The organism is Pedobacter sp. SYP-B3415 (assembly GCF_004138205.1).
GTDB lineage: Bacteria > Bacteroidota > Bacteroidia > Sphingobacteriales > Sphingobacteriaceae > Pedobacter.
On sequence record NZ_RXNQ01000032.1, the window covers coordinates 22,139 to 35,759 of the forward strand.

Annotated in this window: 13 protein-coding genes; 2 read left to right on the forward strand and 11 right to left on the reverse strand. The window is 47.1% G+C overall.

The window, feature by feature from the left end; all coding sequences use genetic code 11:
* Positions 1-43: 43 nt before the first annotated feature.
* The 5 genes from EJV45_RS12020 to EJV45_RS12040 form a co-directional block, all read right to left on the reverse strand.
* A complete protein-coding gene (locus EJV45_RS12020) occupies positions 44-1,306 on the reverse strand; it encodes a metallophosphoesterase (RefSeq protein ID WP_129715936.1) in 1,263 nt (420 codons plus the stop codon).
* A gap of 68 nt (positions 1,307-1,374) precedes the next feature.
* The gene (locus EJV45_RS12025) at positions 1,375-2,868 is read right to left on the reverse strand and encodes a sigma 54-interacting transcriptional regulator (RefSeq protein WP_129715937.1); all 1,494 of its coding nucleotides are present in this window, start codon (positions 2,866-2,868) and stop codon (positions 1,375-1,377) included.
* A 23-nt stretch (positions 2,869-2,891) separates the two neighbouring features.
* A complete protein-coding gene (locus tag EJV45_RS12030) occupies positions 2,892-3,989 on the reverse strand; it encodes a VWA domain-containing protein (protein WP_129715938.1) in 1,098 nt (365 codons plus the stop codon).
* Between the two features lie 108 nt (positions 3,990-4,097).
* Positions 4,098-5,213, reverse strand: a complete 1,116-nt coding sequence (locus EJV45_RS12035) for a Fic family protein (RefSeq protein ID WP_205942376.1) — start codon at positions 5,211-5,213, stop codon at positions 4,098-4,100.
* A 197-nt stretch (positions 5,214-5,410) separates the two neighbouring features.
* Positions 5,411-6,277, reverse strand: coding sequence for a carbohydrate kinase (locus EJV45_RS12040; RefSeq protein WP_129715939.1), 867 nt, complete (start codon positions 6,275-6,277; stop codon positions 5,411-5,413).
* Between the two features lie 73 nt (positions 6,278-6,350).
* On the opposite strand from EJV45_RS12040, the gene EJV45_RS12045 reads away from it, so the two are divergent.
* On the forward strand, positions 6,351-6,794 hold the full coding sequence (locus EJV45_RS12045) for a DUF4440 domain-containing protein (protein WP_240755272.1): 444 nt from the start codon (positions 6,351-6,353) through the stop codon (positions 6,792-6,794).
* Between the two features lie 35 nt (positions 6,795-6,829).
* Here EJV45_RS12045 and EJV45_RS12050 read toward each other — a convergent pair whose 3' ends face one another.
* The 6 genes from EJV45_RS12050 to hemW all read right to left on the reverse strand — a co-directional run bounded on the left by EJV45_RS12050 (position 6,830) and on the right by hemW (position 12,396).
* A complete protein-coding gene (locus tag EJV45_RS12050) occupies positions 6,830-7,711 on the reverse strand; it encodes a cupin-like domain-containing protein (protein ID WP_129715940.1) in 882 nt (293 codons plus the stop codon).
* A 94-nt stretch (positions 7,712-7,805) separates the two neighbouring features.
* The gene (locus EJV45_RS12055) at positions 7,806-8,603 is read right to left on the reverse strand and encodes a DUF3050 domain-containing protein (RefSeq protein WP_129715941.1); all 798 of its coding nucleotides are present in this window, start codon (positions 8,601-8,603) and stop codon (positions 7,806-7,808) included.
* Between the two features lie 52 nt (positions 8,604-8,655).
* A complete protein-coding gene (locus EJV45_RS12060) occupies positions 8,656-9,537 on the reverse strand; it encodes a cupin-like domain-containing protein (RefSeq protein ID WP_129715942.1) in 882 nt (293 codons plus the stop codon).
* 198 nt (positions 9,538-9,735) lie between these two features.
* A complete protein-coding gene (locus EJV45_RS12065) occupies positions 9,736-10,287 on the reverse strand; it encodes a fasciclin domain-containing protein (protein WP_205942377.1) in 552 nt (183 codons plus the stop codon).
* Between the two features lie 189 nt (positions 10,288-10,476).
* Entirely contained in the window at positions 10,477-11,259 is a 783-nt protein-coding gene (locus tag EJV45_RS12070) for an SDR family oxidoreductase (protein WP_129715944.1), read from the reverse strand.
* A 3-nt stretch (positions 11,260-11,262) separates the two neighbouring features.
* Complete coding sequence (gene hemW, locus EJV45_RS12075; protein WP_129715945.1) at positions 11,263-12,396, reverse strand: radical SAM family heme chaperone HemW; 1,134 nt, start codon at positions 12,394-12,396, stop codon at positions 11,263-11,265.
* A 466-nt stretch (positions 12,397-12,862) separates the two neighbouring features.
* Here hemW and EJV45_RS12080 point away from each other — a divergent pair, with 466 nt between their 5' ends.
* A complete protein-coding gene (locus tag EJV45_RS12080; RefSeq protein WP_240755273.1) occupies positions 12,863-13,612 on the forward strand; it encodes a polysaccharide biosynthesis/export family protein in 750 nt (249 codons plus the stop codon).
* Positions 13,613-13,621: the final 9 nt, after the last annotated feature.

Genomic DNA, 13,621 nt, shown 5'->3' on the forward strand with positions numbered 1-13,621 from the left:
TTTGATCCAAATTTCCCAAAAAGAAAAAATATTTCTTTTTTATTTAAGCTCTTTTAAGTTCGAAAATCGTAATTTCCGGTAACATACCTACACGTCCGGGATAGCCGAGAAAACCGTAACCTACATTCACGTATAGTTGCTGATGTTTCTCCCTGTAAAGGCCTGCCCATTCTTTATAGATATACTGCACCGGACTCCATTGAAACTGGTCCAGGCGTACACCAAACTGCATACCGTGTGTATGGCCACTAAACATAGCGTCAATTTGCGGATACTTCTCCAGAACCTCACCACGCCAGTGCGAGGGATCGTGGGAGAGCAAAAGTTTTACCGGCAGGTCATCAGTGTCTTTCACCGCAAGATCCATCCGTCCATATTTTGGAAAACGGCCCATGCCCCAGTTTTCAATACCTAAAATCCCGATCTCTTCGCCGTCAACTTTTAACCGGCGGTGTTCATTCATCAGCAGATCATAACCCATAATCTTATGAACCATCTTGAGGTCGTTCAGATTTTTGGTACGTGCGGGCGAAGCTGTCCGGCCAAAGTAATAATCGCCGTAATCATGGTTCCCTAAAGACGAATAGACGCCCAGCGGTGCTTTTACCCTGGCAAAGATGTCCTGGTAGTCGCGCATTTCTGTAGCTACGTTATTCACAAGGTCACCGGTAAAAAACACAAAATCAGGTTTTTCGGCAAGAAGCAGATCAATCCCGCCATTTACGGCCTTGCGGTTATAAAAGCTGCCCGAATGAACGTCAGATATCTGTGCCATCGTGATGCCATCGAAAGCCCTCGGCAGGTTAGGTAATACCAATTGCTGCCGTCTCACCCGGTAGTCATAAGCACCCGATATGATGCCCCAGCTTAGCGAGCTAAGCGGAATGGCCGCTGCTACGAGACCTGTTTTTACCAGAAACGCAGACCGGCTGATAGGCTCGCCTGAATGTACAGGTGCTTCGTTAGCTGTTGAAAGAGTTTTATTTTTCCGGGCGTACCGCCAGAGTTTTATCCCGCCGCGGCGGATATCGTCTACAAGCAGGAAAGGCAACATAATTACCTTGCAGACTACTGTCAGGAAAAACGCAACCAGGATGATCGAGCGGATAGTTAAATACAGGTTCAGATAGATGCTGCAAAAAACTCCCAGGATAAGCACAATGCTATATCCCCAATAGAGCATGCCAAAGATCCGCTTAGTTCGGGGCTTCCACTTATGAAAAACGGACAATAAAGCTTTATAGCAATAAACATCAAACGCCAGTATAAAGATAGAGGCGATGATCAGTAAGGAAGTTCTTCCCATTAATTCCGGAATTTTTATGGTAGCCTGTCAAAGAGAATGCCATGGCAATCCTGCTGACAGGCCGTCAGTTAATGTAAGTCGTTTTCGTCGTGATCGTCTTCACCAAACTCGGCATTGAACAAACTTCCGAACATATCAGAGAAAGCGGTTCCGCCTGCCATGCTGTTTTTGCTGAGCTGCGAAAACTCGGCGAGTCCATGCAGCACAAACTCCATTAAGAGCAGCGTCTGGTTTTCAGTCAGCTTTGGATGGAATTTCCTGGCAAGGTCATACAAACCAGGCACCTCCATGAGCAATTTTTTATAGCTGCTATATGGAAGCTGATCTGTCAGATCAACGCTGTGATCGTCTGCGAACCAATCGGTTATTTCCGCATATGGGTTAGCCCGCTTGCTTTTTTTCGCTTTTTCCGGGTCCGGGAAATACCGCGTAAACAGTGTTTTGATTGCTTTACCAATGAGCGTGTTTGCTACGTGAACCGGGCCTTCCAGTTCTCCTTCGTAAACAAGTTCAATTTTACCCGTAATAGCCGGTGTGATTCCCGACAGATCAGACAGCCTGACGAATGTGTTTTTCTCGCCATTAATGATCATGCGCCGTTCTGCCGTGCTGACCAGGTTTTCATAAGCTGATATAGTAAGTCGTGCAGACACGCCCGATTTTTGATCAATATATTCGCTCTTTCTGGCTTCAAACGCAACCTGCTCTACCAGGTCTTTCAAGAGTCCGTCTACTTCAATCGCTTTCTGCTCTTCGGTCAGTTTTGCCTCCTGGAATGTAATTTTCCGTGAGATCTCGATGCTCCTCGGATAGTGGGTCAGGATCTGGCTTTCAATACGGTCTTTGAGGGGTGTAACGATGGAGCCACGGTTGGTGTAATCTTCCGGATTGGCGGTGAACACAAACTGGATATCTAACGGTAGCCGCAATTTAAATCCCCTGATCTGGATGTCTTTTTCCTGCAGCATATTAAACAGCGCCACCTGAATGCGCGCCTGTAAGTCAGGAAGCTCATTAATTACAAAGATACCCCTGTGCGCCCGCGGGATCAGACCGTAATGAATTACCCTTTCATCGTTATAGGTAAGCCTGAGACTTGCCGCCTTGATTGGGTCAACATCGCCAACAAGATCTGCAACGGTAACATCAGGTGTGGCAAGCTTTTCCGTATACCGCTCAGAGCGGTGCAGCCAGGCAATTGGTGTGTTGTCGCCATGCGCATCGATCTCTGCACGTCCGTACCAGGATATCGGCTGCAGGGGATCCTCAAAAATCTCACTGCCTGCAATATAGGGAACATATTCATCAAGCAGGTTGATCATTAACCGCGCAATCCGCGTTTTTGCCTGTCCGCGTAAGCCCAGTAACAAAACATTATGCCGGGAAAGCAATGCGGTCTGAAGCTCCGGAATTACCGTTTCATCATAACCGAGAATGCCCTGAAATCCTTCCTTATTGCTGCGGAGCAATGTGATCAGGTTAGCCCGGAGCTCTTCTTTTACCGACCGGCTTTTGTAACCAGATTTTTTTAATTCACCAAGTGTTTTTATGTTGATATCCATGTGTGTGCTTCTGTTGTGAACGGTTAACGCACCGTTCGTCTGCGATTTTTGATATAGTCCTCAAATATATACTCGCCTAAACCATTGAGCGAGCTATAGAATGCCCTGCCACCATTTATCTGCGTAAACTGCCTCACGAACTGCTGCAGATAAGGGTCTTTAGCGATCATAAAGGTTGTTATGGGAATGTTCAACCTTTTGCACTGCGCGGCCATGTTTAGTGTTTTATTGATCACCTTACGGTCAAGGCCCATGCTGTTTTTGTAATAACGCCCGTTTTCTTTCAGACAGGTTGGTTTACCATCTGTGATCATAAAGATCTGTTTGTTGTGCGTTTTACGGCGGCGAAGCAGATCAGCTGCAAGCTCGAGACCCGCAAACGTGTTGGTATGATAAGGTCCCACCTGCAGGTATGGCAGATCTTTTATACTTATCGGCCAAGCATCATTACCAAAAACCACAATGTCTAAGGTATCTTTAGGATACCTGGTTTTGATGAGCTCAGCCAGGGCCATCGCAACTTTTTTTGCTGGCGTGATCCGGTCTTCACCGTAAAGGATCATACTGTGCGAAATATCGATCATCAGCACAGTAGATGTAAGCGTTTTGTAGTCCTTCTCTTCAACTTCCAGATCGCGTTCTGTCAGCGTGAAATTGCCAATACCGTGATTTATCTGCGCGTTATGAATCGATGCAGTCATGTCAATCTGATCAAGGCTGTCGCCGAAGTTAAACTCCCGGCGGTCGGCATTTTTTTCTTCACCTATCCCTGAAATGTTGCTGTTATGATTCCCTTTTCCGGCTTTTTTCAATTTGCCGAAAATTTCCTCAAGCGCAGATTTACGAATGGTCTGCTCGGTTTTTGCAGTTATACTGAGTTCGCCATCGGCCGGATTTTCCTGCAAATAACCCTTGTCTTTAAGATCCTGGATAAAATCGCCCATACCATAATCATTGTTGGTAAGGTTATATTGTTTATCCAGCTCATTAAGCCAGGCCAGCGCCTCGCCGGCATCGCCCGCCGTATAGTTCAGCAGTTCGCTGAATAGTTTGAGCAGCTCGTCAAAGCCGCCCTTCGGAAGCTCTCCGGGCAGGAAGTCTGTAAATCTGAAACCGCGCATATCTTTTAAAGGAATAACTAAGTTAAAAGTTTAGTGCCGCAGTATTTTAAGCCGGGTGTCATTTTTGCCTGCAGTCAGATTACAGGCCATTTTATCGGGCTAAAGATTTTACTGTATAAGCGCATAACTTGTACTTCGCCCGCCTGCATCTTCCCTGATCAGAATGCCCCGGTTTATCAGGTCCTGAATATCCCTGCCAGCAGTATCCTGCGAGCATTTTGTTATTTTGGCCCATTTGGATGATGTTAGTTTCCCTTCAAAATGTCCGGTGAGCCGGTTCAGCATAAGTCTTTGCCTTTCATTGATACCCAGTGCAGCGGCTGATTCGAACAATTTTGCTTTTCTTATAACCGACCCGAGCAATTCCTCTGTTGCCGCAATTGCCCGTTCAAGACATTCCAGGAACCAGATCAGCCAGTTTGTAATATCTAAAGAGCCCTTTTGTTTCTCTTCAAGCATATCGTAATACCTGTTTCTTTCCAGTCTGATCTGGGCAGACATGCTGTAAAAGCGATCGGCACTTTCGTCGGCACGTGCAAGCAGGAGGTCTGTCAGTGCCCTCGCGATCCGGCCATTGCCGTCATCGAAAGGGTGAATGGTGACAAACCATAAATGCGCAATGCCCGCCTTGATAACCGGATCCGGTTCATCTGAAGTGTTGAACCAGTCAATGAAGGCAGCCATTTCCGCGTCCAGCAACTCAGAATCAGGTGCCTGATAATGGACACGCTCCTTGCCCATTGCGCCTGAAACAACTTGCATAGGGTCATCTTTGGTGTTATCCCGCCAGGCTCCTACAACTATTTTATGCATCCCGCTGCGTGCAGAGGGAAATAAGCAGGAATGCCATCCATATAAACGCTCGGCCGACAAAGGTTCCGTATATCCGCGTGTTGCGTCTAACATCATCTCTACCACACCGTCTACATGCCGGTCAGAGGGAACAAGTCCGCCAATGTCCAGTCCAAGCCTCCGCGCAATCGAAGAACGCACTTGTGACGCATTCAGAATTTCTCCCTCAATTTCGCTTGATTTCACTACATCCTGAGTAAGAGTCTGCAGGCTGGCTTCGGCTATCAGATTAAATCCGAGCTTATGCATTTTACCCAGTATTTTTCCCTGTTTGAATCGCGTCGAGGCCAAGGCTTTATATACTGTCCTTTCATCCCATTTAAATGCCGGCCAATCTGGAAGCTGATGAATATATATTGGTATTCTCCGCATATCTTGCGGTGAATATAGCTGTTATTCTCCGCAAATTAAAGCGCATTTCTACGGTTTAATTAAAAAACCGCCCATCTGTAATTTTATTCTCCGCATCTTGTGCGGCGAATAGGCAGGGTAATCTCCGCATAAAATGCGGAGATTACCGGGTATAATCTCCGCGTGGCAGTTGCGAAAAAGAAACTGCCAACTAACGGCTATTCAAAAACAGCGCTCGAGTAATCAGGGTTTGCGCCTGCGCGCGATGCTACAAATGCACCAACCTTACAAGCCCGGTCAAGTGTTGCTTCAAGGGGATAACCCTGCAGATAACTGGCAACAAATGTAGCAAGAAAGGCATCGCCGGCGCCGACTGTATCTGCAACCTCAACGCGGTAGCCCTGATGGGTGTATAACTTTTCTGCCGTCCACACCCAGGCACCTTTATCGCCGAGTGTAAGGCAAATGATAGAAATATCAAATAAACGGGCAATTTCTTCAAGCAGCGCAACGTCCTCACTGCCTTTCAGTGAGAAGGCCGTGCGCAGATACGCAATCTCATGTTCATTGATCTTAAGCAGGTCGGCCGCGGCCAGTAAATTTTTAAGCGTATATGGCTGGTAATGCGGCGCGCGCAGGTTGATATCAAACACTTTAAATGATGCCCTGCCGAGCAGTTCCTGAACAGTATGGCGGGTCTTTTCATTCCTGCAGGTAAGCGAACAATAGACCAGCGCATCAGCTTCGCTGACCGCGCTAAGTGCTTCGGGAACGGCTTCGATGGCATCCCAGGCTACTGGCTCAACAATGGTATAACTGGCATGACCGGCAGCATCCAGTTCCACTTCGACAGTGCTGGTAGGCAAGTGGTTTTGCTGAATCAGGTTGGCAGGGAACGACTGTGAAGCAAGGAAGTCGCTAAGTTCGCGGCCATCTGTGTCCCTGCCTACCGCGCTGATAAACCGGCTGTCTATTCCCTGCTTGTGCAGGTTAAGTGCCACATTCATACTCGACCCGCCCGGCTTCCTGCCAGAGGGGAGCAGATCCCATAGAATCTCGCCAATAGATACGACCCGTTTTTGCATAACATAAAAGTACTGGGTTGATTCCGGCTATGCAAGACTTTCCGGCCATGTAAAAATTGATTACCTTAAGCCCATGACAAATAGAATGGTACTTAAATTTTTCCTCGCGCTTTGCGGCTGTTTTTGCAGCCTGGTATCGTCGGCACAGACTTCTGCAGACCGGCGCGAGATACTCACGCTTCTTGAGACGCAGAGAAAATCGTGGAACGCGGGAGATCTGGAAACATTTATGCAAACTTATCAGAAGAGTGACAGCCTGCTGTTTGTCGGAAAAAGCGGCCCAACGTATGGCTGGCAGCAAACGCTTGATAATTACCGCAAGGGATATCCGGATAAAGCTGCTATGGGAACGCTGACATTTGATATCAGAAAGGTCGAATTCCTGGCGCGAGACATCGCCTTTGTGCTTGGCGGCTGGCATCTTAAGCGTGCCAGCGATGAACCGCAGGGGTTTTTTACTTTACTCATGCGCAAGACACCCCGGGGCTGGAAGATCATTTCAGATCACAGCTCCTGACCGGATTGTTGTAATTACGAATAGGTCGATGCGGTTTAGCGGGGCCGGCCTGCTTTTAAGGCCTTTTCAGCACGTTTTATTGCGATCTTCTCACGCCAGGCTCCATAGCGGCCTTTAAAAGCCATTTTCAGCACACTGTCCAGTCCGCCTTTTAATGCCAGGCTTAATACGCTTTCGGCTTTCCGTTTCCAGGAAGCATCCCATGCCCGTAAGGTAAGCGAGAACGAGCCATCGAGATATTTCATCCAGTGCCACATGCCTGTAGGCATGAATAATGTGTCTCCATGTTCGAGCACCACTTCATAACCTTCTACGCCTTCCAGCGCGGGGAATTTGCTGGTATCTGGCTTGGCAACATCGAAATCTTCCAGTGCATAGGTGGTATTCGGGAGTTTGTAAAGCCGCTCCTTCCATTTGTTGTCAAACAGGATAACATGTTTGCGACCGCAAAAATGCGTATGAAACAGATGCGGCAGATCGATATCGTAATGCAAAAACGTAACAGATTCAGAGCCGCCAAAGAACATAGCAGGCATGCTTTCCAGAAAACCACCCATAAGTGAACGCGGCAGCTTGATGTCTTTCAACAGTTCCGGCCGGTGTTTAAACAGGTTGAAAAAGAAGATACGAAGCTCGGTCGGCTCCCGCCGGATCAGATCGAGGTAGTCTCTGAATTTCATTTCCGAAGCCGATTGGTTGATTGGCTTTGCGGGGTCTGCTTTTGAGTTGTCGTAAAGGGGAACGGTCAGCTCGCCCGCCAGATCTTTCAAAAAGTCGGTATTCCACTTATCGCGTGCAGCCCATGTTTTGGTAAGCCCCTTAATAACAAGTGGTTTGCGCGGCAGAAGATACTTTCTTCTGAAATCGTCTGCGCTGATCTGTTCGACCACATCAACGGCAGCTAGTTTGAAACCCATGGAGTTTTGAAGAGAAGGATATGATCCAGCGAAATTTCTAAATATTTGTTCTCTTCAGACAAAGATGGGTATTTACGCGGGATAACCGGTCTATTTATAAAGATTGTGTGGGTTTCGCCTGTCGGCCTTTAATTTCTTCGAGTGCAGCATCCCAGAGCAGTTTACGCATTTCAAGTGCGCGTGCTGCTGCTGCGGTTGCTTCTTCCCAATTACGGGCATCCCCATGGCAAAGTTTTTCGGTCATTGAAAGAGCCAGGTGACTGTGTTCATCGCCATCAACTTCAATATGGCGCTGCAGGTAATAGTGCAATTTGGAGATGGAGCCGTTGCCAGCACTGTTCAGATCGCGCACCATGGCGATAAACATGCCGGGAATCAGGTCTTCCCTGCCAAAAGTAAATGCCGCAGCAGTTTCATGGATTTTTGGCTGTGCGGTGAGCTGAAAGGTAAATTCCATAAACCGCCGCGCCGCCGCCGGAACGCCTGCAGCCAGGCATGCTTCTGCAAGCGATTCGCCCTGCTGCAGTCTGCGCAGAAAATCAAGCACGGGAGCAGTATCCGCACCACATTGTTCCATAGCATCGAGATACATCTCAAAGTGGCTCTTTATCTCGCCAAGCTCATTGATATCGGCTTCTTCTCCGGCAACAATCTGGTTGATGAGCTGGCGGGTTTGCGGATCGCCTACAGGAAACCAGGGTATTGAAACCCCCGTTAGCCGGATCTGCAGTGCCTTCAGGAGTGACATAAAATCCCAAACTGCGTAAACATGGAACTGCATAAAAATGCGCAGGTCTTCGACTCCTGATACCGACCTGTATAACAGGTGGTCATTTATGCTTTGCCTTAGTGGCGCAATTTGTTCCTGTATTTTGCTGATATTCTGATGCATATATAAATAAAAAGCCGGCGGAATGGCCGGCTGCTGATATTAGAACGTTTTTTTACCGGGGTAAGTGTCTTTCAAGCGCTTTATTTGCTCTTTTTATGGCCAGCTGTTCTTTCCAGCTCATGTATTTCTCGCGGAAATTACCTTTCATAAAATCATCAAATTTACGCTGAATGGTCAGGTTGTAAAGGCTTTTTGCTTTGACTGCCCAGCTCTTGTCCCAGGCACGAAGGCTGATCGAGAAAGATCCGTCCAGGTACTTCATCCAGTGCCAGTATCCGGTAGGCATAAACAACGTATCGCCATGTTCTAAAAAGCCTTCCAGGCCCTGCACACCCTGCAGGGCCGGGAATTTTTCAAAGTCAGGCCGCTCTACATCGTAATCTTCGAGCGCATAGGTAGCAAAGGGAATCTGATAAAGCCGCTCTTTCCACTTGTAATCGAACAGAATAATGTGTTTTCTGCCGTTAAAATGGGTATGGAAGATATGAGCCAGATCAATGTCGTAGTGAAGGAAAGTAACTGAACCCCGGCCCCCGAAAAACATATTCGGATAACTGTCAAGAAAACCGCCCATCAGTTCCTTCGGTGCGCGGTAATCTTTCAGCAGGTCAGGTGCAAATTTGATCGGGTCAAACAGGAAAATACGCAGATCAGTCGGGGTTTCTTTTATCAGGTCAATATAGTCGCCAAATTTCATCTCCGCAGCCGATGCATTGATTGGCTTTGAAGGGTCAGCCTTTGAGCTGTCGTACAGCGGAACCGTGGTGTCGCCGACCACCTCTTTCATGTAGTCCATTGTCCACTTTTCATAAGCCGGCCAGTTTTTAGCCATTTTTTTGATGATAAGTGGCTTTCTGGGATTGAGGTATCTCTGCTCAAACTCAGATCTGGAAATACTGTCAACAATGTCGATTGGAGATAAATCGAATTTCATCGCATTAAATTTATATAAACTTACTGCAAAATTAATCTAAAATAGGGCGTGGTCAGCACCGCTGTCAAAATTCTGAAAAACAACTGACAATTATACTCTTAAAGTCAGTTTGTATCAGTACTTCCCTTAACCGGAAAAACGAAAGCAGCACCCGGCTGGATACTGCTTTCTGTTCAATATATGATGTGTAAAATGTGGCTAGTTTGGCATCAGGACCGTGTCAATGACGTGGATTACGCCATTTTTCTGAAACACATCAGCAATGCTTACAGTAGCGGTTCCGCCTTTTTCGTCTTTGATCATCAGGTTTTTACCTTCCATCCATGCCCAGAGTTTTCCGCCCTGAACTGTAGTCAGTTCCGCTTTTCCGCCGCCGGCTTTGATAGCTTTCGCGATCTCCTTGCTTCCCATTTTTCCGGCCACAACATGGTAGGTCAGAACTTTGGTCAGCATATCTTTCATTTCAGGCTTAAGCAGGCTGGTTACGGTTCCGGCCGGAAGTTTGTCAAAAGCGGCATTTGTCGGAGCAAAAACTGTAAAGGGACCGGCACCTTTCAGCACATCTACCAGTCCGGCTGCCTTAACAGCTGCAACCAGCGTTGTATGGTCTTTCGAGTTTACAGCATTCTCTACAATATCTTTTGTTGGATACATGGCGGCCCCGCCTACCATTTTGGTTTTTTGTGCCTGAACATTGGTTGCAAACGCGATCGCTACGATAGCTATTGCAGACATAAAGAATTTTTTCATTTTCATGATCTGTTTTGAGGAGCAGGAAGCAGCGTTAAGGTTACTGATCAGGGTAAGCTTTAAGCTTAAGCGCTTTTCATTGCTTAATTTGTTTTTTAACTGACCAGATTTACGGAGCCAGGTACTTCTGCGGATTTTGAAAATGAAAAAAAATCAATTCTTATTTATGATAAATTGTTATTCAGCCCATTAATTTTCTCTGTTTCTCAGTTTTTTTGAAAGATAGCCGGGAAAGAGCCTTTTTAACCAAACGGCAATCGTTTCCCTGCCGCCAATGTAAACTTCCTCTTTACCCGCAGCGATAGCCTTTATGATTTCGGCGGCACAGGCTGAAGCCGACATACCATTTGCCTGATTCTCATCCATGGTTCCCTGCACTTCTCCGCTGGCAGTCAGCGCATTAAGCGAGATATTGGTTTTGATATAGCCGGGGCAGATTATAGTAACCCTGATGTTATCTTTGAAAACCTCTGACCGGAGTGCATCGAAATACCCATGAAGAGCATGTTTCGATGCGGCGTATGCCGAGCGGTTTTTTGTAGCGAGTTTCCCGGCTATACTGCTGATGCACACGAGCTGACCTGATCCGGCGCTAATCATGGCAGGCAGGACGGCTTTGCTCAAGGCTACCGTACCCCAGAAGTTTACATTCATGATACGCTGCTCGGTTTCATTACCTGTTTGCAGCGCCAGTCCACGCTGACTGATACCACCCGAATTGATCAGCACGTCAATCCGGCCATAGATATTCAAAGCATTTGCTGCCTTGGAGGCAAGGGCATCAGTATCTTCAAGATCAAGCGGCAGGACGTGTACATGCGCCTGTGTGCGGCATTGCTGTTTTACCCTGAAAAGCTCATCGCGGTTTCTGGCGGATAGAATAAGTCTCGCGCCAGCTTCTGCATAGGCATAAGCCAGGGCTTCTCCGATCCCTGATGATGCACCGGTTATCCAGATAATTTTGTCTTTCATCTTTTAATCTTCGTCAACTTTGAATAATTCAGATGCGATATGATCTGCGAACATCTTGCCATCGGTAGTCAGCTTTAATCGGCGATTATCCTCAATAAGCCAACCCTTACCTGCAAAGTCTTTTAATGCACGTTCAAGATGACTTTTGTACAGGTAGCCAAAATCAGTATCAACCTTATCGAGGTCCAGCCCCCACATGGTGCGCAGACTTGTCATTACGTACTCGTTGTAGCGATCGTTCTGCGTCAGCATCTCCTGCTGTTCCGGCAATTTTCCGCCGACCAGGTCGCGCATATACAAAGCGTTGTTCGCCACATTCATGTAGCGGATATAACCGTCGAAGCCATGAGCAGACGGGCCGATACCCAGGTAGGGGATACCCCGCCAGTAATTTGTGTTGTGAACGGCGTATGCGCCGGGCCTGGCAAAGTTCGAAATCTCATAATGTTCAAAGCCTGCCTGCCCGAGTGTGGTCATGAGCGCAGCAAATTGCCTTGCGCTTTGTGTGTCTGTTGGCGCAGGCTCCTTTCTTTTTTCAATTGCAGCCCACAGAGCCGTACGTGGTTCTACAGTGAGTGAATAGGAAGAAAGATGGGGAACCTGCAGATCGATTGCAGTTTTAAGATTTCGCTGCCACTTCTCATCGCTTAACAGCGGATAGCCATAAATCAGGTCGATGCTGAGGTTTTCGAAGCCTGCATCCTGACTGCGCTTTATGCTGTCAGTTGCCTCTGCCGCGTGGTGGGCGCGGTTCATCCAGCGCAAGTCCTCGTCAAAAAATGATTGCACGCCTATGCTGAACCGGTTAACGGGCAGTGTACGCAACATTTTGATCGTCGCAGCATCCAGGTCATCAGGATTTGCTTCAAGTGTAATTTCAGCTTCGGCAGCGACGGAGAAGTGCTGTTCGATCGTTCCGAAAAGTTTTCCAAGTGCCGCTGGCGGCAGGATTGATGGCGTGCCGCCACCAAAATAAATGCTTCCTGCCTGACCTTGTACGCGGTTTGCTTTCAGCGCAATTTCAAGACAAATGGCATCTACCATCTCATCAAGATACTTAAGAGACGTGGAAAAATGGAAGTCACAATAGTGACAGGCTTTCTTACAAAAAGGTATATGTATGTAAATTCCGAACACGCCCTGCAGTCTGTTTTGCTTATTTGAATTTTCAGATACCTTACATATACTGCAATAAGGTTCTGTGCTTATAAAACGTTCGCACAAAGATACTCAATTCTATTCCGTCCCGAGCTTTCGTTAGATTTTAGACCTTATTCTGCAAAAAACAACAGTGGTGTACTAAAAGAAAGGGTCATTGCAGGACGCTTTTTTGTGATGTTTTTTACATAACAAGCGTATTTTATTAAATGCTCAAAATTATTACGATGTATTAATACGTAAAGACTGTATTTGTACAGCATTTCATCGTGGTTAAAATGTATTAACACGTCTTATAAGGCTTCAACTACGCCATAATGGTGTTTTCTGGCATGGTGGCACCTCGATTGATGTGCTCGCATCAATAAACTTCCTGAAAAAGCTTCCCTAGTTATTGATGAGAAAACTACCCACTATCGCAAATCTGTGTTTTTCCTGTTTGACCATGCTGTTGGCAGCGTGCGGAACAAGTAAACATGTGCCCTATTTCGGCGATATCAAGTCGCGAAATAGTGACCAGCTGGACAGCATTGCCCGGTTTACCAAACCGGTAATTCAATCTGACGATATTTTATCTGTATCCATTTTTACGCTGAACCCGGCAACGGCGAGCGTAGTAAACCAGGCTATTAATCTGCCGACACTCGGGGGCGGGCAAAATACCGCCCTCAGCGCGCAGGCGACCAATGGGTTCCTGGTAGACGAAAACGGCGAAATCGAGCTGACGGCAATCGGAAAGATCAAAGTGAGTGGCCTGACGACTACCGAGGCCAGAGAGCTCATCAGGGAGAAGGCTAAAAAGGTGTTTAAAGAACCTAATGTGCAGGTCAGGTATGCGAACTTCATCGTAACTGTTCTCGGCGAGGTTAATGCCCCTGCCGCTTACACACTTCCGAAAGAAAAAGTTTCTATTCTCGATGCGATCGGCCTGGCCGGCGACCTTACCATTTACGGCAAACGGGATAACATTCTGATCGTACGTGATACCGAAGGCAAAAAGGAGTATGCGCGTGTAAACCTCAACTCCTCAGATATTTTCAAGAGTCCTTATTTCTATCTCAAACAGAATGATGTCATCTATGTCGAGCCGAATAAGGCACGTACTGCTGCAAACAATGCGAACAGTCTGCAGACACTCGGCGTGGTCACATCAGTGCTTACAGTTCTTGTCCTAATATTTACCACCCTTAGATAAAATACTTAT

What these genes read in the sequence shown, in the direction of transcription:
- EJV45_RS12050 (WP_129715940.1), bottom strand. Translation starts at nt 7,711, where the DNA reads ATGGGTTTCAAACTAGCTGCCGTTGATGTGGTCGAACAGATCAGCGCA.
- EJV45_RS12025 (WP_129715937.1), bottom strand. Translation starts at nt 2,868, where the DNA reads ATGGATATCAACATAAAAACACTTGGTGAATTAAAAAAATCTGGTTAC.
- EJV45_RS12040 (WP_129715939.1), bottom strand. Translation starts at nt 6,277, where the DNA reads ATGCAAAAACGGGTCGTATCTATTGGCGAGATTCTATGGGATCTGCTC.
- EJV45_RS12065 (WP_205942377.1), bottom strand. Translation starts at nt 10,287, where the DNA reads ATGAAAAAATTCTTTATGTCTGCAATAGCTATCGTAGCGATCGCGTTT.
- EJV45_RS12080 (WP_240755273.1), top strand. Translation starts at nt 12,863, where the DNA reads ATGCTGTTGGCAGCGTGCGGAACAAGTAAACATGTGCCCTATTTCGGC.
- EJV45_RS12060 (WP_129715942.1), bottom strand. Translation starts at nt 9,537, where the DNA reads ATGAAATTCGATTTATCTCCAATCGACATTGTTGACAGTATTTCCAGA.
- EJV45_RS12030 (WP_129715938.1), bottom strand. Translation starts at nt 3,989, where the DNA reads ATGCGCGGTTTCAGATTTACAGACTTCCTGCCCGGAGAGCTTCCGAAG.
- EJV45_RS12035 (WP_205942376.1), bottom strand. Translation starts at nt 5,213, where the DNA reads ATGCGGAGAATACCAATATATATTCATCAGCTTCCAGATTGGCCGGCA.
- EJV45_RS12055 (WP_129715941.1), bottom strand. Translation starts at nt 8,603, where the DNA reads ATGCATCAGAATATCAGCAAAATACAGGAACAAATTGCGCCACTAAGG.
- EJV45_RS12070 (WP_129715944.1), bottom strand. Translation starts at nt 11,259, where the DNA reads ATGAAAGACAAAATTATCTGGATAACCGGTGCATCATCAGGGATCGGA.
- EJV45_RS12045 (WP_240755272.1), top strand. Translation starts at nt 6,351, where the DNA reads ATGACAAATAGAATGGTACTTAAATTTTTCCTCGCGCTTTGCGGCTGT.
- EJV45_RS12020 (WP_129715936.1), bottom strand. Translation starts at nt 1,306, where the DNA reads ATGGGAAGAACTTCCTTACTGATCATCGCCTCTATCTTTATACTGGCG.